Origin of the sequence: Vandammella animalimorsus, assembly GCF_002285265.1 — a bacterium.
Classification (GTDB): domain Bacteria; phylum Pseudomonadota; class Gammaproteobacteria; order Burkholderiales; family Burkholderiaceae_C; genus Lampropedia.
Genome location: NZ_NSJB01000001.1, coordinates 168,686 through 187,410 on the forward strand (window position 1 = coordinate 168,686; position 18,725 = coordinate 187,410).

11 protein-coding genes are annotated in these 18,725 nt (G+C 60.4%); all 11 read left to right on the forward strand.

All coding sequences use genetic code 11. The features are described 5' to 3' along the window. Positions 1-8: 8 nt before the first annotated feature. The 11 genes from CK625_RS13835 (at position 9) to CK625_RS00750 (ending at position 18,679) form a co-directional block, all read left to right on the forward strand. Entirely contained in the window at positions 9-4,259 is a 4,251-nt protein-coding gene (locus tag CK625_RS13835) for an Ig-like domain-containing protein (RefSeq protein WP_172425045.1), read from the forward strand. Positions 4,260-4,437: 178 nt separating this feature from the next. Next, positions 4,438-8,715, forward strand: a complete 4,278-nt coding sequence (locus CK625_RS00720) for an RHS repeat-associated core domain-containing protein (RefSeq protein ID WP_172425046.1) — start codon at positions 4,438-4,440, stop codon at positions 8,713-8,715. Further along, positions 8,672-9,334: a hypothetical protein gene (locus CK625_RS13470; protein ID WP_143326128.1), complete on the forward strand. Its 663-nt coding sequence runs from the start codon at positions 8,672-8,674 to the stop codon at positions 9,332-9,334. Before CK625_RS00720 ends, CK625_RS13470 begins: the two co-directional genes overlap by 44 nt. A 213-nt stretch (positions 9,335-9,547) precedes the next feature. Beyond that, complete coding sequence (locus tag CK625_RS00725) at positions 9,548-13,354, forward strand: RHS repeat domain-containing protein (RefSeq protein ID WP_095538362.1); 3,807 nt, start codon at positions 9,548-9,550, stop codon at positions 13,352-13,354. Further along, a complete protein-coding gene (locus tag CK625_RS13475) occupies positions 13,344-13,643 on the forward strand; it encodes a hypothetical protein (protein WP_095551742.1) in 300 nt (99 codons plus the stop codon). The genes CK625_RS00725 and CK625_RS13475 overlap by 11 nt, the downstream gene beginning before the upstream one ends. Before the next feature lie 198 nt (positions 13,644-13,841). Then, positions 13,842-14,354: a tetratricopeptide repeat protein gene (locus CK625_RS00730; RefSeq protein ID WP_172425047.1), complete on the forward strand. Its 513-nt coding sequence runs from the start codon at positions 13,842-13,844 to the stop codon at positions 14,352-14,354. A gap of 20 nt (positions 14,355-14,374) precedes the next feature. Then, positions 14,375-14,794 carry a hypothetical protein gene (locus CK625_RS00735; RefSeq protein ID WP_095551740.1) on the forward strand — a complete coding sequence of 140 codons (420 nt, stop codon included), beginning with the start codon at positions 14,375-14,377 and terminating at the stop codon, positions 14,792-14,794. A gap of 2 nt (positions 14,795-14,796) precedes the next feature. Further along, positions 14,797-16,731 (forward strand): phospholipase A2, encoded by a 1,935-nt coding sequence (locus CK625_RS00740; protein WP_095538365.1) that lies wholly within the window; start codon positions 14,797-14,799, stop codon positions 16,729-16,731. A gap of 2 nt (positions 16,732-16,733) precedes the next feature. Then, positions 16,734-17,384, forward strand: a complete 651-nt coding sequence (locus CK625_RS13480; protein WP_143326129.1) for a hypothetical protein — start codon at positions 16,734-16,736, stop codon at positions 17,382-17,384. Positions 17,385-17,543: 159 nt separating this feature from the next. Next, the gene (locus CK625_RS00745) at positions 17,544-17,861 is read left to right on the forward strand and encodes a DUF1153 domain-containing protein (protein ID WP_095538996.1); all 318 of its coding nucleotides are present in this window, start codon (positions 17,544-17,546) and stop codon (positions 17,859-17,861) included. Beyond that, positions 17,858-18,679 carry an IS3 family transposase gene (locus CK625_RS00750; RefSeq protein ID WP_095538366.1) on the forward strand — a complete coding sequence of 274 codons (822 nt, stop codon included), beginning with the start codon at positions 17,858-17,860 and terminating at the stop codon, positions 18,677-18,679. The genes CK625_RS00745 and CK625_RS00750 overlap by 4 nt, the downstream gene beginning before the upstream one ends. Positions 18,680-18,725: the final 46 nt, after the last annotated feature.

Sequence of the window (18,725 nt, forward strand, 5' to 3'; positions counted from 1 at the left end):
GCCGCCCTATGCCAGGCTCCCGCATCCATCGCCTACTACTGCCCCGCGCCGCATGCGCAGCGTTTCGGGCCGTGGCGCTTCAGTGGTTCATGCTGTTTGCCCTGTTCGGTCTGGCGCAGGCCCAAAGCGGCACAGCCCAGCTCAGCATTCAGGACGGCGTGGTCGTCAAATTCGGCCCCGGCGCGGGCTTGCATGTGCGCGATCGCTTGCACACCGGCGCGGGCGTGGTCTTGACCTCGCAGCAAGACGACAGCGCCCTGGGCCCGGTCGATGAGGCCCAGCCGGGCAGCCCGCAGGCGGGCGATTGGCTGGGCCTGTTGGTCGATGCCGGCGTGCCTGCCGCCCAATTGCGCATCGATGGCCTGGGCATCCGCTGGGCCGGCGGCGCGCAGGGCCTGCCCAGCCACATCGAGGGCGGCGCTGGCCTGGTGCTGGGCGCAGCCCCCTACAGCCTGCAGCGCCTGGAGCTCTCGCACAACACCGTTGGCATGCGCCTGATCGGCAGCGGCAGCGCCACCATCAGCCAGTCGCGCCTGCTGGGCAATGGCATTGGCCTGCTGGCCGAGCAGGGCGCAGCCCCCTCCATCGGGGCGTCCGCCATCGCGGGCAATCACAGCTTTGGCATCCGCAACACCCAGCCCAGCGCCGTGGTGCAGGCGCAAGGCAACTGGTGGGGCCATGCCAGCGGCCCGCGCGATGGCGTGGGCAACCCCACAGGCCAGGGCGATGCCGTCAGCGCCGGGGTGGACTACGCCAACCCCTTGAGTGAAGAGCCTGCGCTGGCCTGCACCATCGCCCCCAGTGCGGGCTACACCACGCGGGTGCGCGCCATCGAGCTGCGGCTCGATTGCCCGCAGGCCGTGCGCTACCGCATCAGCGAATCCGATGCCGCAGCCGATTTCGACGCCCTGCCTTGGCAGGACATGACAGGCCAGCCCACCTTGGCGGCCTACACCCTCTCGCCTGCGGCGGGCGAGAAACACCTGTTCGTGCAGTTCCAGACTGCGCAGGGCCGCATCAGCCAGTTTGGCCTGGCCCAGCCCGTGGCCTTCGTGCCCCAGGGGCCGTTGGTGCAGTGGCTGCAACCGGCGGCCGATGCGGTGCTCGATGCCGACGTTACGCTGGCCGTCTCCGTCGAGGATCCCGAAGGCGTGCGCAGTGTGGAGTTCCTGGTCGATGGCCAGCGCCTGGGCGTGGTGGACAGCGCCCCCTACGAAATGCGCTGGCCGCTGGCGGGCGTGCCCAATGGCAGCCACACCCTCGGCGCCAAAGCCACGAACCGCTTGGGCCAGGCCCATACCGCCACGCGCCGCGTCACGGTGAGCAAGCCGGGCGGGGCGGGGCCTGTGATGGATGTGCAGTTCGCAGGCCAGCCCTTGCTGCCCAACGCCACCGTGAGCCAGCCAGGCCAGCTGGTGGTGCAGGCCAGCAGCGCCGTGGGCGTTGTCCGCATCGATGCACAGCTCAACGGCGTGGCCATCTTCTCGCGCAGCTACCCTGCCGCGCCCAGCGTCAGCGCCAGCCAGTTCATTGACTTTGCGCAACTGCCCGATGGGGCGCACCAGCTCAGCATCGTGGCCAGCGATGCCGATGGCGTCAACAGCACGCTGAACCTGCCCTTCACGCTGGCCTTGGCGCAGCCCGCCGCGCCGCAGATCAGCAGCCCGCTGGACGGCGCCACCGTTGCCCAGGCCAACGTGCCGGTCAGCGGCACGGCATCGCCCGGCAGCCAGGTGCAGCTCTACCTCAACGGCCAGGCCGCTGGCAGCCCCGTCAGAGCCGCCGCCGATGGCAGCTTCAGCGCCAGCATCGCCTTGGCAGGGGAGGGCGACTGGCTGTTGCAGGCGAGCGCCAGCAACGCGCGCGGCAGCAGCGCACTGAGCGTTGGCGTCAACCTGCGCTACCAACTGGCCGCGCCCAGCATTGCCTTTGCCACACCGGCCGAAGGCGCACGCTTGACCATCGCGGCAGGCGCCAGCGTGCCCGTGGCCGTCACCGCCAACGCGGCGGCAGGCATTGCCCAGGTCCGCCTGTTCGCCAACGACCGGCCCATTGCCACCCTGACCCAGCCCCCGTACAGCGCGCCGTGGGCCATTGGCGGCCTGGCCGCAGGCCAGTACACCCTGCGCGCCGTGCTCACCAGCAGCAATGGGCGCGAAGCCAGTGCCACCCGCACCGTGCAGCTGGAGGCCGCAGGCCCGGCTGCGCCGCCGCCGGCGCCCTACACCGCGCAGCTGCAATCCATCAGTCCGGCCAGCTCTTTTGGCGAAACCCCCATCGTCATCAGCGGCCAGGCCATAGGCCGCGATGGCCAGCCCGTGCCCAACGCCGCGCTGCGCCTGCTGCTGCGGGTGGGCGGATTTGAGCGCCGCATCCAACTGTCCAGCGATGCGGCCGGGGCCTTCAGCTACCAGTTCGAGCCGCAGAGCAGCGACAGCGGCCTCTACGAAGTGGCCGTGCAACACCCAGAGCAAGCGGGCTTTGCCGCCCAAGGCCAGTTCAGCATCGACCGCTTGATCTTCAGCCTGCAAGAGTACGAACTCAGCGCCGCGCGCGACATCCCCAGCGAAATCAGCATCATGGCCCGCGCCAGCGCAGGCACGGGCGCCAGTGGCGTGCGCTGGGTGGCAGAGCCCGCGCGCCAGCCCAGCGGCAGCCTGCCGCCGGGCATCAGCGTGGATGGCGGCGCCCCCATCGACGTGCCCGCCGGCAGCAGCGCGCCCAGCATCATCCGCTTCACCGGCAGCAGCCGCGCGGGCGAGCGTGGCAGCGTCGTGCTCACCGCCTACGCCAACGAATCGGGCGACCAGCCGCGCGGCAGCCTCACCATCCATTACCGCCTCAGCGACGCCCGGCCATCGCTGTACGCCCAACCTGCGTCGATCCAGACCGGCGTGCGCCAGGGCCAAAGCGTCAGCGAGCAAACCCTCATCGGCAACCGGGGCCTGACGGCTGCGCACAACGTGCGCGTGCGCCTGGTCGATGCGCAAGGCCAGGCCGCGCCCGGCTGGGTCTTTTTGGCCAGCGGCAGCGCGCTGGGCGTGGTGGACGTGGGCGCGCAAGTGCCCATCGAACTCACCGTCCGCCCAGGGCAAGACGTGGCCGACGGCATCTACCACTACCGCATCCTCGTCGATGCCGACAACCAAGGCCAGGGCAGCATCCCCGTGGCAGTGGCCGTCACGCAAAGCGGCGAAGGCGGCGTGGCCTTCAGCGTCAGCGACCTCTTCACCGACACCCCCGATGCGCAAGGCCAGCGCATCGCTGGCGTTGCAGGCGCGCGCATCCGCGTGCAAAACGAAGCCGTGCCCACAGAAATCCACAACGTCACCACCGACGCCAGCGGTCGCGCCCAACTCAACGGCATTGCGCCAGGCAGCTACATCTGGCGCGCCAGCGGCCCGCGCCATGCCGACAAAACCGGGCGCATCTTCGTGCGCCCAGGCATCACCATCAGCGAGCACATTCACCTGAGCTACCAAACCGTCAGCGTCGAATTCAGCGTCACTGAAACCACCATCGCCGACCACTACGACATCGTGCTCGAAGCCACCTACCAGACCCAGGTGCCAGCGCCCGTCGTCCTGCTCGAACCCATGGCCATCAACCTGCCCGAGCTGCAAGTGGGCGAAGAACACAGCGGCGAGCTCACGCTGACCAACTACGGCCTCATCGCAGCGCGCAACCTGCGCCTTGCGCTGCCGCAAAGCGACCAGTACTACCGCTACGAATTCCTGGCCGACATCCCCCAAAGCCTGCCGGCCAAGAGCCGCATCGTCATCCCCTACCGCGTCACAGCGCTGAAGCTGCACCCCAAAAGCCTGGGTTTCAGCAGAACTTTGGAGCAGGGCTGGGTCAGCGAGCTGCAGAAAAACATCGCCAGCCTGTTCAGCGCCAAGGCGGGCAGCTGCACACACTACGCCCGGCACCTGGTGGCCAGCTTTGACTGGGAATGCGCCAACGGGGAGACCGAAGGCGGCAGCAGCAGCGCCACCTTCAGCCGCCTGGTGGGCACGCGCTGCACCAGTGCTGGCGCTGGCGGAGGCGGCGGCGGTGGAGGAGGAGGAGGCGGCGGCGGCGGTTGGGGAGGCGGCGGTTGGGGAGGCGGATCGCCCATTCCGCTCGCGCCCAGCTGCACCCCCCATTGCCCGGCTTGCGGCTGCGGTGGCCCTGGCGGCGGCGGAGGTGGCGGCGGCGGAGGTGGCGGCGGCGGCGGCGGCGGAGGAGGAGGCAACGGCCCGCCACCAATAGCCTACTAAGCCTCCGCGGGCGTTGAGCATTCACCAAGCCCACGAAGCCCACCGCAATCCCATCTCATCCCATTGCAAACATTCATTCCAATCCAGCCAGCGCCAGCGGCGCTGGCTTTCAGAGGAGAGCCACATGCCTTTGCCCGCACCTCTTGCGCCCTGCCACGCAGCCCCCAGCCGCCGATCTATGCCCTGGCTTCTGACCCTGCTGCTAGCCCTATCGCCCCTGCTGCCCTTGCCAGCGCAAGCGCAGCCGCACCTGTCGGGCGCGGCCACCCCCTGGGTAGCAGAAGTCGAGCTGGGAGTGGGCCTGCAGCTGAGCGCCAGCGCGCCCAGCGTGCGTCAGCCCAATGGCGAATACCGAGAAACGCACATCGACCTGCGCGTCAATGCCCTGGGCGGGCCCATCGACATCGCGCGCAGCTGGAGCCAGGGGCGCTGGTGGCTCAACCCTGCCTGGGCGCCGCTGAACTTCGAACTCGACCCGCTGGACGGCAGCGCCCGCGTCATCGAACGCGCAGGCCTGATCTACGAGCGAAGCGGCAGCAGCGAACTATTCATCTCCAAAGCCAACAGCTACGCGCCCGTCTTCATCCGCAAGACCACCAGCAACCCCTACAGCGGCCAGGCGCCAGGCTGGCAATGGAGCGACCGGCTGGGCAACACCATCGACTACGACCGCCAAGGGCGCATCCTCGGCTACGCCAACCCCAGCGGCGTGCAAGTGCGCTTTGTCTACGACAGCGCCAGCAGCATCCGCATCCTCGACCACCTGGACCAGCTGGCCTACCGCCTCAGCCTGCAAGACGGCCTGGTCACCCAAGTACAAGACCGAGCAGGGCGCAGCGTGCACTACCACTGGAGCGGAGCGGGCGAACAACGCCGCCTGAGCCAAGTCACCGACGTAGCCGGACACACCTGGCAGTACCGCTACGACAGCCACGGCCAACTCACCCAACGCATCGACCCCTTGGGCGAACAACAAGGCGACACCATCACCGTGCGCTACGCCAGCAGCGTCGCCGCGCCACCGGCGCAACTGACCGTAGGCAGCGCCGGCCAAACCTACGACCCCAGCGGCGCCAGCGGCCCGCGGCACAAACTGCGCCACATCTGGGGCGCAGCGCGCGTGGCCCAACTCATCGACAGCCGAGGCACCAGCAGCTCCAGCACCGAATACCTCAAAGAAAAACGCCAATACCAAGTCAGCCAGACCGACCACCGGGGCAACCACATCCAAATCACCTACGACCTGGCCGGCTTCGAACTGGCGCGCAGCTTCAACGGCCAAGCCACCCACCGCCGCCAATGGGACGGCAACTACCACAGCATCGTCACCAACGCCCGCGGCCTGAGCACCCGCTACGACTACGACCACAACCGGCAAATCACCCAAATCATCCACCCCGACGGCAGCCGCGAGAGCAGCCAATACAACGCCCGAGGACAAAAAACCCGCCACGTCAACGAACTGGGCATCGTCAGCACCTGGCAATACGACCAGGCCGGCCGCCTCATCGAACACATCCAAGCCGCAGGAGCGCCAGAACAAAAAGTGCACCGCTGGCAATACGACCCATACGGCCAAGCCATCCGCTACCAACTCAGCCCCACCGGCGAGCCCGGCGACCCCCAAACCATCACCACCGCCTGGCAATACGACCACTGGGGCAACCGCATCAGCCAAACCGACGCCCTGGGCCAAGTCACCCGCTACCAATACGACGCCGTGGGCAACCTCATCGCCCGCACCGACCCCCTGGGGCGCACCAGCCGCTACCAATACAACAGCCGCAGCCAACTCATCGCCCACACCAGCGCCCTGGGCCACACCCGCCAATACACCTACGACGCGCGCGGCCAAAAAACCCAAAGCACCGACCCCTTAGGCCACAGCCAAAGCACCCGCTACGACCGCCACGGCCGCATCCAAAGCCAAACCGACGCCCTGGGCCACACCACCGGCTACCACTACAACGAATACGGCGACCTCATCCAAACCACCAGCGCCCAAGGCCTGAGCAGCACCACCGAATACGACAAAGAAGGCCGCCCCACCCTCCAAACCGACCCCCAAGGCAACCGCATCAGCTACCACTACGGCGCCAAAGGCACGGAGCAAGCCGACCTACTCATCCAAATCCACTACCCCGGCGGCCTGCAAACCCACTACCAATACGACCAAAGAGGACGCAAAACCGTCACCACCCAAAAAGCCACCAGCGGCCCAGGCGCCGGACAAGAGTTGCGCACCAGCACCACCTACGACAGCGCCGGCCAGGCCGTGGCCCACACCAGCGCCGCCGGCAAAACCACCCTCACCGAATACGACAGCCTGGGGCGCGTGCGCGCCAACACCGACCCGGACGGCCACAGCACCCACTACCAATACAACCTGCAAGACCAAGCCACCCGCGTCACCGACGCCAGCGGCAACGTACACCAATACCAGTACGACGCACTCAAACGCCTGACCCAAGAAACCCGGCCCGAAGGCGGACAAACCCACTACCGCTACGACGCCGCCGGACAACTCATCGAACGCACCGACCCCGACGGCAACACCAGCGCCTGGCAATACGACCTCGATGGGCGCACCACCCATGAAAGCAAAACCCACCCCAGCGGCCAGGCCACACTGAGCCAAACCACCCGCTACCACTACGACGCAGCAGGGCGGCTGACCGGCTACGAACAACACAACGGCGCAGGCCAGCGCATCAGCCAAGCGACCTACCAACTCGACGCCCTGGGGCGCACCAGCGAAGAAACCCTCAGCTACGGCCAAGGCAGCAACGCCATCAGCGCAAGCCTTGCGCAAAGCTGGAACGCCGACGGACAAAAAACCAGCCAAACCTACCCCGACGGCAGCACCGCGCACTACCACTACGAACAAGGCCTGCTCAAAACCGCCAGCCTGCCCGCCAGCCAAGGCAGCAACCCAGGCAACCCAGGCAACCCAGCCCCCATCACCTGGCAAAGCTACGCCTGGAACCAGCCCAGCGCCATCCAATACCCTGGCGTCACAAGGCACAACCACTACGACGGCTTCTGGCGCTACCAGCGCATCCACGCCCGCCGCGCAGACTCAACCAACCCAGCCAACCCAGCCAATCCAACCAACCCCAACACCCCAAGCCTGCTGGAGCTGAGCTACCAATACGACCCAGACAGCAACATCACCCACATCCAAAGACAGGCAGGCGCTGACATCCAAGGCAGCACCGACTACCGCTACGACCGGCTCGACCGCCTCATCCAGGCCAGCCCCAGCCTCAGCCTGCAAGAGCTGGGCCTGCCCCACGAACACTACAGCTACGACGCCGTGCACAACCGCACCGCCAGCGCCCACCAGCCAGGCCCCTGGCAATACGCCAGCGGCAACCGCCTCACCCAATGGGGCCAACAACAACAGGCCACCCGCTACCAATACAACCACAGCGGCCACATCACCCAAAAAACCCAAGGAGGAACCAACAACCCAGGCAATCCAGGCAGCCCCAACGCCAGCGCCACCAGCACCACCAGCTACCACTACGACGCCGCCCAGCGGCTGGTGCACATCGAACAAAACGGCCAGACCATCGCGCGCTACCACTACGACCCCAAAGGCCGGAGAATCGCCAAAACCACCGGCCAGGGCAGCGAACAAACCACCACCTGGTACGTCTACGCCGAAGAAGGACTGATAGCCGAGCTGAACGAGCAAGGCCAAACCCAGAAAAGCTACGGCTGGGAACCGGACAGCCCCTGGGGCACGAAAATCCTCTGGCAGGCCGATCACCACAGCAGTAGTGGGACAGGCTCAAACACAGGAACAAACCCCAACGCCCCCACAAGCAGCAAAACCTACCACTACATCCACAGCGACCACCTGGGCACGCCACAAATCGCCACAGACAAAAACGGCCAGCAGACCTGGGCGCAAGTGAGCGAGGCGTTTGGCAAGGCCACGATCTCAGCCAACGCCAGCACCGAGATCAACATCCGCTTCCCAGGCCAGTACTACGACCAGGAAACCGGCACGCACTACAACTTCCATCGGGACTATGACCCGAGCACGGGACGGTACTTGCAGAGTGATCCGATTGGGTTGAATGGGGGAGTCAACTTGTTTTCATACGTAGAGCAATCTCCACTAAATAATATGGATATTTATGGTTTGCAGTCAAATGGCTGTGGTGCCGCAGGAAGCTTATTTAAGCCGCCTGATGCGCCTTTTGGGTTTGACTTTCTCCATTGCTGTAACTCGCATGATGAATGTTATGGGGACTGCGATGGGCCATCAAAGAGAGAATGTGATCTTCAATTTTGTAGTTGTATGGCAGATGTTTGCAGCATGCAAAATCAACTCCCAAAGAGGATGCTTTGCATGGATGCTCGTGACATATACTGTGTTGCTGTTATGGCATTTGGAGGAGATGCTTTTAGAAATGCAAGAGGGGATTGTAATTGTGAAAAATAAAATATTGCGCTTGAAGTCCAGCAAATTGGAAAAGATTTTATTGTGCTTTTTTGGGTGGGTGATGTTTACTGCATGTGACTCTGGTTATGGGGTCGCGGGTGCTAGCATGGATAGTAAGATGTCTTTGAACGAAGTTGAAAATTTTAAGGTATTTGTAGATGGGGAGTATGCTAGGGAAGTTGTTAAGAATAGGGGGTGTAGTGACGTTCCTTGGATTAAATTTGGGGATAAGGTAAAAAATCCATATAAAATTGCACAATTTGGCGAGGAGATTTTTATAAATGGTAAAAGCTATAGATTCAGTAATAGTCCTTATTTCGAAGTTGGTGAGGTTGGGTCAAGTGAATCATTTGTTATGAGAAATATTCCTAAGGTTTTTGTTGGTAGGCCTGGTGTTCTTGCTGTTTTTGATGGTGGTAAATATTGGGTTGTATTGATTAGCTCAAGGGCATCTACTGCTAAGTTTTATATTTTAATTTTTAATTTTCTCGGGAGTGTGATTTATGAAAATGTTCTTGATAAGGTGGGTTTTTATGGGCATATTGATTTTCGCGATGATGTATTTAAAATTAATGGAAAATGTGTAATTAGAGAAATATCTCTGAACACTTCTAATTGACTGGTGTCCCGTTGTCCCGTCCGCTGTCCGCCGACACTTCTTCACCTGCTTTCAACCCCGTTTTTTCAAAAAACCAGGCTGAAACCCGCAGTTGCGCGCGCCATCACAGCATCCGCACGTGTGATTTCCTCTCTTTTTTGCACTGTTTCTTGCTCACGCCCACCCAAACAGGCGCGTTGATCCCTTGCGCAATGTGACAAGTAAGCCCCCCACATGCCCACTGCTTCCCAGCGCCCCGCAGCAGCCCCCAGCCGCCGATCATTGCCCTGGCTGCTGCCCCTGCTGCTGCTCGCCCTATCGCCCCTGCTGCCCTTGCCAGCGCAAGCGCAGCCGGCGCTCGGCGCTGGCCATGCGGGCACAGCCAACCCCTGGGTAGCAGAAGTCGAACTGGGAGTGGGCCTGCAACTGAGCGCCAGCGCGCCCAGCGTGCGCCAGCCCAATGGTGAATACCGAGAAACCCACATCGACCTGCGCGTCAATGCCCTGGGCGGGCCCATCGACATCGCGCGCAGCTGGAGCCAGGGGCGCTGGCGGCTCAGCCCCGCCTGGGCGCCGCTGAACTTCGAACTCGACCCGCTGGACGGCAGCGTGCCTGCGCCGCCCACCCAACTGGGCTTTGGCATCGTGGGGCGCACCCACGACCCCAGCAGCGGCGCGCAAAGCAAACTGCACAACGCCTGGGGCGCAGGGCGCGTGGGCAGCCTCACCGACTGCCTGGGCACCGTCAGCGGCTCCGTGCAATTCTTGGCCAGCTCCAGGCAATTCAAAGTAGTCATCACCAGCAGCCGGGGCCAATCCAAAACCTTCTACTACCCGGCAGTCTACGGCTCGGCCCTGGACAAAGGCATAGGCGTCTCGGGCGCGAGCTACGCGCAAGACGCCCAAGGCCACCTTCTTGGGCAAACCCACTGGGACGGGCGCTTCACCGAGAAATACCGCGGCCCCCGAGGCCTGATCACCACCCACCGCTACACCTACGACTGGCAGCCCTCGGAAATCATCCACGCCGACGGCGCACGCGAAGCCTTCGAATACGAAAGCCAGCGCGGCCTCATCGAAAAATACACCGATGCGCTGGGCATCCAAACCCACTGGAAATACGACAGCCGCGGCCTGCTCATCGAACAAACCGAAGCGGCAGGCACCAGCGAAGCGCGCAAAACCACCTGGCAATACGACCAATGGGGCCAAGTCACCCGGCAAACCCTGGGCGAAGGCCAAGAAGCCATCACTTGGCAATACAGCTACGACGCCGATGGCAACGCCACCCAAATCACCGACCCTGTGGGCGACGCCTGGCGCCTGAGCTACGACCTGGCCGGGCAAGTCACCGCCGTCACCAACCCCCTGGGCCACACCACCCGATTCGAATACGACAGCCAGGGCAACCTCACCCGGCGCACCAGCCCCAGCGGCCACAGCAGCAGCACCGTCTACAACAGCCTGGGCCAGCCCACGCAGCTCAAAGACGAACTGGGCCGCCAATCGAGCATCACCTACAACCACCAAGGCCAGATCAGCAGCGTCACCAACGCCCTGGGCCACACCGCGCGCTACACCTACAACGCCTTTGGCAACCCCACCAGCGAAACCACCCCCTCGGGGCTGAGCACCACCTTCGAGCACGACCAGCACGGGCGCGTCATCGCCTACGTCGACCCCTGGGGCAACCGCGTCCAATTCGAGCACGGCAACTACGGCAGCGAACAAGCCGAACTGCTCACCGCCATCGTCCTGCCAGGCGGACTGCGCCAGGAATACCAATACGACCAGCGCGGCCGCCAAACCGTGGCCACCACCCGCGCCAGCGACGGACAAACCCTGCGGCAAACCACCACCTACGACGCCGCTGGGCGCATCGTCGGCCTGAGCAGCGCCGGCGGCCAAAGTGCCAGCGGCCAATACGACGCGCTGGGCCGGCTCATCCAAGTCACCGACAGCCTGGGCAACGTCACCCGCGCCACCTACAACCTGCTCGACCAAACCACCAGCATCACCGACGCCAGCGGCAACACCACCCAATACCGCTACGACAAAGCCGGGCAACTGCTCGAAGAAATCCGCCCCGAAGGCGCCAGCACCCGCTACCAATACGACGCGGCAGGCCAGCTCAGCGCCATCGCCTACCCCGACGGCGCCAGCATCCAATACCACTACGACCCCGACGGCAACCCCATCCGGGAAACCCGCCGCAGCGCCGCCGGCGCGCCCGAGCAAACCATCACCTACCAATACGACGCCAGCGGCGACATCACCGGCTACACCCAGCAAAACGCCAGCGGCCAGACCATCAGCAGCGCCCGCTACCAACTCGACGCGCTGGGCCGCGTCAGCGAAGAAACCATCACCTACGGCCAAGGCGCGCAAGCCATCAGCCGCACCCTCAAGCGCCAGTGGGACGCCGACTTCAACACCACCGCCCTGGACATCAACGGCCAAAGCCAGCGCTACCAATACCAGCAAGGCCGCCCCAGCAGCATCCAAACCCCCCAAGGGCAGACCATCCGCATCAGCGCCTACGACTGGCACTACCCCACAACCATCGAATACCCCGGCGCCACCCGCACCCAAAGCTACGACAGCCTCTGGCGCCCCAGCGGCATCAGCGTCAGCAACAGCGCCGGACACACACTGCTGGACATCCGCAACAGCTTCAACCAAGAAAGCAGCATCAGCGACCAGCAAATCCAACAAGCCGGCGGCATCCAAGGCAGCATCCACTACCAATACGACCGCCTCGACCGCCTCACCCAGGCCCAGCCCAGCCAAAGCCTCAAAGACCTGGGCCTGCCCGACGAACACTACAGCTACGACGCCAGCCACAACCGCACAGCCAGCGCCCACCAAGGCGGCGCCTGGCGCTACGAAAGCGGCAACCGCCTGGGCAGCTGGGGCCAGCCAGACAACCCCACCCGCTACCAATACAACGCCAGCGGCCACATCGCCAGCGCCGAACACAACGGCGCCACCCGCCACTACCACTACGACGCCGGCCAGCGCCTGAGCCACATCACGCAAAACGGGCAAACCATCGCCCGCTACCAATACGACCCCGCCGGGCGCAGAATCAGCAAAACCACCGGCCAGGGCGCACAGCAAACCACCACCTGGTACCTCTACAGCGACGAAGGCCTGGTAGAAGAAATCAACGCCGCCGGACAAACCACCAAAAGCTACGGCTGGCAAGCCGACAGCGGCTGGGGCACAGCCCCGCTGTGGCAAACCGAGCACAACAACAGTGCGCAAGGCCAGGCGCAGACCCAAACCCACTGGCTGCACACCGACCACCTGGAGCGCCCGCTGGTAGCCAGCGACAGCAGCGGAGCGGCCACCTGGCAAGCCCTGGCCGAAAGCTTTGGGCAAACGTGGGTGAACAGCACCAGCCGCACCGAAGTCAACATACGGCTGCCGGGCCAATACTGGGACGCGGAAAGCGGCAGGCACTACAACCAGCAGAGGTACTATGACCCGCAAACGGCCCGCTACCTGCAAAGCGACCCGCTGGGCCTGTACGATGGCATCAACACCTACGGCTATGCGTACCAGAATCCGCTGAGCTACAGCGACCCCACGGGAGAGGCCGTTCCGGCCATTGTGTGGAGCTATGCGCGGTGCGTAGCCAGCTGCAAAGCCGCCGATGCGCTGACGGCGGCCATTCAGAGTGAGTGTGATCCTCGGACGTTGGGTGATTGTGCTAAAGAGTGCCTAAACCCTCGCAAATGGTTTGGCAAAATTAAAAACAAGAAAAATATCAATGAAAAAACTCCCAAAAAGCCCGATAATAAAAGAAAAAAAGACCCGTGCAAAGGCCTTAGATTGCAAATTGCTGCCCATGAATTAAAACTGAAACAATACATTAGCGACCCTTTATCTGCGGATAATAAGGGGCATTTGGCAGGCGCTATGGATAACCCGGCTCTTTATGAAAAAATATACCAAGAAAGAGTGAGATCTTTGAGAAAGCAGATTGAGAATTTCAAAAGGCAACTGGAAGAGTGCGAGAAAAGAAATGCAAGATAAAATAAAAATCGATGAACTGCGACTCATCACTAATAAAATATTCGATAGTTTTGAGTTGATTGGGTGTTTTGAATTTTCTCTTGATGAGGATTTTTATTGGGATGTGTATGAGGATGAAAGGTATGATTTCACAAAAAGCCCGGATGGGTATTCGGTTGGGCAATTATTTGATGATATTTATTTTCTGAGGAAAATATTGGAGGATGAAGAGATGGCCTGTCCTATCATGTTTCTTCATTTGTTTCCGATTCTGAGGTATATGGCTTTGCGCGTTGGTTTTGATAAGTGATTGTGTGGCTCATGGCTTTATAGGTTGGGGCTGTGTTTTGATTGGCTGAAATTTTAAATGACTGGCTGGGTAGAGGGGCGTAGCCTTATAGGTAGATGTGAGAGTCAAAGGCGAAATGCGGGGGCATCCAGATGCAGAGGAGCATTCAAGACGACCAAAAGGAGGGTTTCGCATCAGAATGTCTTTGCGGAGCAATTGATGGATGAGTCTATTTATAATGAAGAAATGGATGGCATCTATAGGATGATTCGTTCTGGAAAGTATGCGTCGGCTATTGATAAAATGATGGTTGGCGATGGTTTTAGATTGGATGCTGTTTATAAGTTTGATGCCAATCATTCTTGGTATGTTTTGGGGGGTATTTTTTTAAAAATTGGTAATTATAATTCGGCAATTGAGTCATTCAGGAGGTCGCTAAAGTCTTGGCCTGAGGAGGTGGATGCTTTGATGGCTATGGGGAATATTTACAGTGAAATAAAGAAATACAAGATGGCTGAGCGGTTTTTTAGAAGGGGACTTTTGATAAATCCTGAAAGTCTTGGCATGAAATTCAATCTTGCCAATGCGCTTTTTGACCAAGGGAAGCTGGATTTGGCGTTGAAGGAATATGCTTCGATTGCAAGGCAAGAATCCGACCTCTCGGGCCAGGCCAATAGGATGATTGGGCTCATCAATCAAAAGGCCCGCAAAACAACCCGAACCAGACCGTAAAAATCAATTCTCAAGCAACCATGCGCCTTATTGTCCTCACCATCATCGCCCTTTGCCTTGTTCTGGGCATCAAGCACTGGCGCCAGAGCCGGGATCCGCTGGCCCATGCCACGGCATCAGCTCAGGGCTTCGTGTCAGTGCCCATGCCCGATGGCGCACAGGCGCGCACCGTGTTGATTTTTACCCCGCGCAATTGCCCCTCCGACTGGGCCCAGCGCGCCCAGGCATTGGCCGATGCGCTGGCGCGTGAAGGCATCCCCGCGCAGCGCAGCTCGCATTACCGCGTCAGCATGGTCGACCCCACGCCAGAGCAAGAACAGGCCTTGCAGCGCTTTACGGCATTGAGCAAGCAGCCCGGCCCCTTGGTGCTGATCAACGGCCAAGCCAAGGCCAACCCCAGCGCCGATGAAGTCATCGCGCAATACCGCAGCGACCATTGAGCATGGCAGTACGAGCGGACGGACGCACCACCCATGAAAGCAAAACCCACCCCAGCGGCCAGGCCACACTGAGCCAAACCATCCGCTACCACTACGACGCAGCAGGGCGGCTAACCGGCTACGAACAACAAAACGGCGCCGGCCAGCGCATCAGCCAAGCGACCTACCAACTCGACGCCCTGGGGCGCACCAGCGAAGAAACCCTCAGCTACGGCCAAGGCAGCAACGCCATCAGCGCAAGCCTTGCGCAAAGCTGGAACGCCGACGGACAAAAAACCAGCCAAACCTACCCCGACGGCAGCACCGCGCACTACCAGTACGAACAAGGCCTGCTCAAAACCGCCAGCCCGCCCGGCAGCCAGACCAGCAACCCAGGCAACCCAGGCAACCCAGGCAACCAAAGCAGCCCAGCCCCCATCACCTGGCAAAGCTACGCCTGGAACCAGCCCAGCGCCATCCAATACCCCGGCATCACAAGGCACAACCACTACGACGGCTTCTGGCGCTACCAGCGCATTCACGCCCGCCGCGCAGACTTAACCAATCCAGCCAATCCAGCCAATCCAACCACCCCCAACACCCCAACCCTGCTGGAGCTGAGCTACCAATACGACCAAGACAGCAACATCACCCACATCCAAAAACAGGCAGGCGCTGACATCCAAGGCAGCACCGACTACCGCTACGACCGGCTCGACCGCCTCATCCAGGCCAGCCCCAGCCTCAGCCTGCAAGAGCTGGGCCTGCCCCACGAACACTACAGCTACGACGCCGTGCACAACCGCAGCGCCAGCGCCCACCAGCCTGGCCCCTGGCAATACGCCAGCGGCAACCGCCTCACCCAATGGGGCCAACAACAACAGGCCACCAGCTACCAATACAACCACAGCGGCCACATCACCCAAAAAACCCAAGGAGGAACCAACACCCCAGGCAGCCCAGGCACCCCCAACGCCAGCATCACCGGCTACCACTACGACGCCGCCCAGCGGCTGGTGCACATCGAACAAAACGGCCAAACCATCGCCCGCTACCACTACGACCCCAAAGGCCGGAGAATTGCCAAAACCACCATCAGAGACAACAATCAAAGCACCACCTGGTACATCTACGCCGAAGAAGGACTGATAGCCGAGCTGAACGAGCAAGGCCAAACCCAGAAAAGCTACGGCTGGGAGCCCGACAGCCCCTGGGGCACGAAAATCCTCTGGCAGGCCGACCACGGCAGCAGCGGCAACGCCAACACAAACGCCAAGACCTACCACTACATCCACAGCGACCACCTGGGCACGCCACAGATTGCCACAGACAAAAACGGCCAGCAGACCTGGGTGCAAGTGAGCGAGGCGTTTGGCAAGGCCAACATCTCCCCGGGCTCCAGCACCGAGATCAATCTCCGCTTCCCTGGCCAGTACTACGACAAGGAAACGGGCACGCACTACAACTTCTATCGGGACTATGACCCGAGTACGGGCAGGTACTTGCAGAGTGATCCGATTGGGTTGGATGGGGGGATTAATGTTTATTTGTACGCAAATGGCAGCCCAACCTTGTACATGGATCATTTGGGGCTTGAAACATGTGGATCTGGATGGAATGAAAAACTAGTGCCTGACAATCCATTTGGCTATCAGTTTTCAAATTGCTGCAGAGAACACGATCAGTGCTATGGAAAGTTGGACTGTTCCATCTCAAAAGAAATGTGTGATTTGAATTTTCAGAGGTGCATGCTGGCTGTATGTGATCGAGTAAGATCACAAAATCCAGAATTTGAAGATGGCTGTAGAGCTATGGCCAACGCTTACTACAAAGCTGTAAAAACAATGGGATTCAGTGCCTTTTGCACCCCAGAAAGAAAAGATCGGTGTCCCTGCGACGAGGAGTGTCAAAATTACTGGAATCCTTCAGAACCGCCTCCCAACATTTACGAAAATTGATTATGAAAAAATTATTTTTAAGCCTTCTGTTATTTTTCCTTGGAGGCTGCTCCTCTGTCACGAAAATTAACTATCAGGGGAGCGCTTTATGGCATCCCATGAATTTCGGCAGCCATTATGTACTAAAAAAACCGGTTTTCTTGATAGAGGTTTTTGATGAAAAAAAATCTTATATTGCGCTTGTTCCTCCAAATATCAAAACCGGATATCACAAATCACCAAAATCTATCGAAGAATATTTGATTGATCCAAAAAATATCAACTGGAGTCGTGTTTTGGACATTGGGGCGGACAAAAGCGATATCATGGCTTACATAAACAGGTGGCACCCTAATTTCCCAATAGAGGCTTTAAGAAAGCTAGAGAGCTCTCCTTTGTATGACTATTTTGAGTTATTGAAAGATTATTCGGATCCATTGTTTTATTTTAATTCTTATTATTGCTGCCGAGCTATTGGGATTGCCAATGCCGGTGCGGTTATTGTCGCGCACGAAGCATACGTAATAGACTTATTTAATCCATTAACATCCCCTGTGACCCATAAAAGATACATGCGCTTTGCAAAGTACAAAAAAAAAGAAGAATTAGTGGTTAATATTGATTCAATGCTGATAAAAAATCGTTTCTTTGAGTATTTTGAAAAAATTGATTAATAGTGATTTTTCTTGTCTGTTCCTTGTTCCGTTGTCCCACCCACTATCCACCGACACTTTTCACCCGCCTTCATCCCCGTTTTTTCATAAAAACCGGACTGAAGCTTTGTATTGACCCAGTGAAAACCTGCACAGGAGTTAACGTTGAAGGAAACGACGATGAGCACCCTGATGGAAGACGACATCAAGCGCTGGACGGCCAAGCGTAAAACGGCCCTGGTCCTGGACATCATCCAGGGCAAGACGACAGTCTCGGAGGCTAGCCGGGCTTTCGATCTGAACCCCTCCGAGGTGCAGCAGTGGGTCGATGAAGGCAAGCGGGGCATGGAGAACGCCCTGCGTACCAAGCCGCTGGAAGTCAAGGAGCAGTACGAGAAGCAACTGCGTGAGCTGCAGGAGGCCTACGGCGAAGCCATGCTGGAGCTGCGTGCCAGAAAAAAGCTGGCGTCCCTGCTGGGCAACGAGGACGAGAAATGATCCTCAGCCTTCAGCAGGGATTGGCTGAAGACGGGTTCAAGGTCAGCCTGGTCAAGCTGTGCCAGTGGTTCGAGATACCCCGACGCACGGTGTACTACCGCAGCACCAAGGCCGCGCCCAAGGTGCAGGAGCAGTTCGTCAAGCCGATCAAGGCGATGATCGAAGAGAACCCGTCGTTCGGCTACCGCACGGTAGCGCACCTGCTCGGGTTCAACAAGAACACCGTGCAGCGCATCTTCCAGATCTTGGGCTGGCAGGTGCACAAGCGCCCGGTGGGCTTCAGGCCACGCATCCAGGCCTTGCCATCCGTGGCCAAAGCGCCTGATGAGCGTTGGTCGACTGACCTGTGCCGGGTGTGGACAGGCCGTGATGGCTGGGCCTGGCTGGCCCTGGTGATCGACTGCTACAGCCGCGAGCTGCTGGGCTGGCAGCTCAGCCGCAGCGGCCGATCCAAGACCGCCGAGGCGGCGCTGGAGCAGGCGCTGATCGCCCGCAACGGCTGCCTGGGCAAGGTCAAGCACCCGTTCCTACTGAGATCGGACAACGGCCTGGTGTTCACCAGCCGCAGCTACACAGCCCTGGTCAAGAGCTATGGCCTGCAGCAGGAGTTCATCACCCCTTACAGCCCTGAGCAAAACGGCATGATCGAGCGCGTGATCCGCACGCTCAAAGACCAATGCGTGCACCGCCACCGATTCGAAACCCTGCAGCACGCCAACCGCGTGATCGGCGATTGGATCGGCTTTTACAACCACCAGCGTCCTCACCAGGCGCTGGGCATGAAGACGCCCGCTGAGGCTTATGCTTTAGCGGCCTGACCTGTGCAGAAAGTGGTGGGTCATTACAGTTGAACTTGCGCTCGTT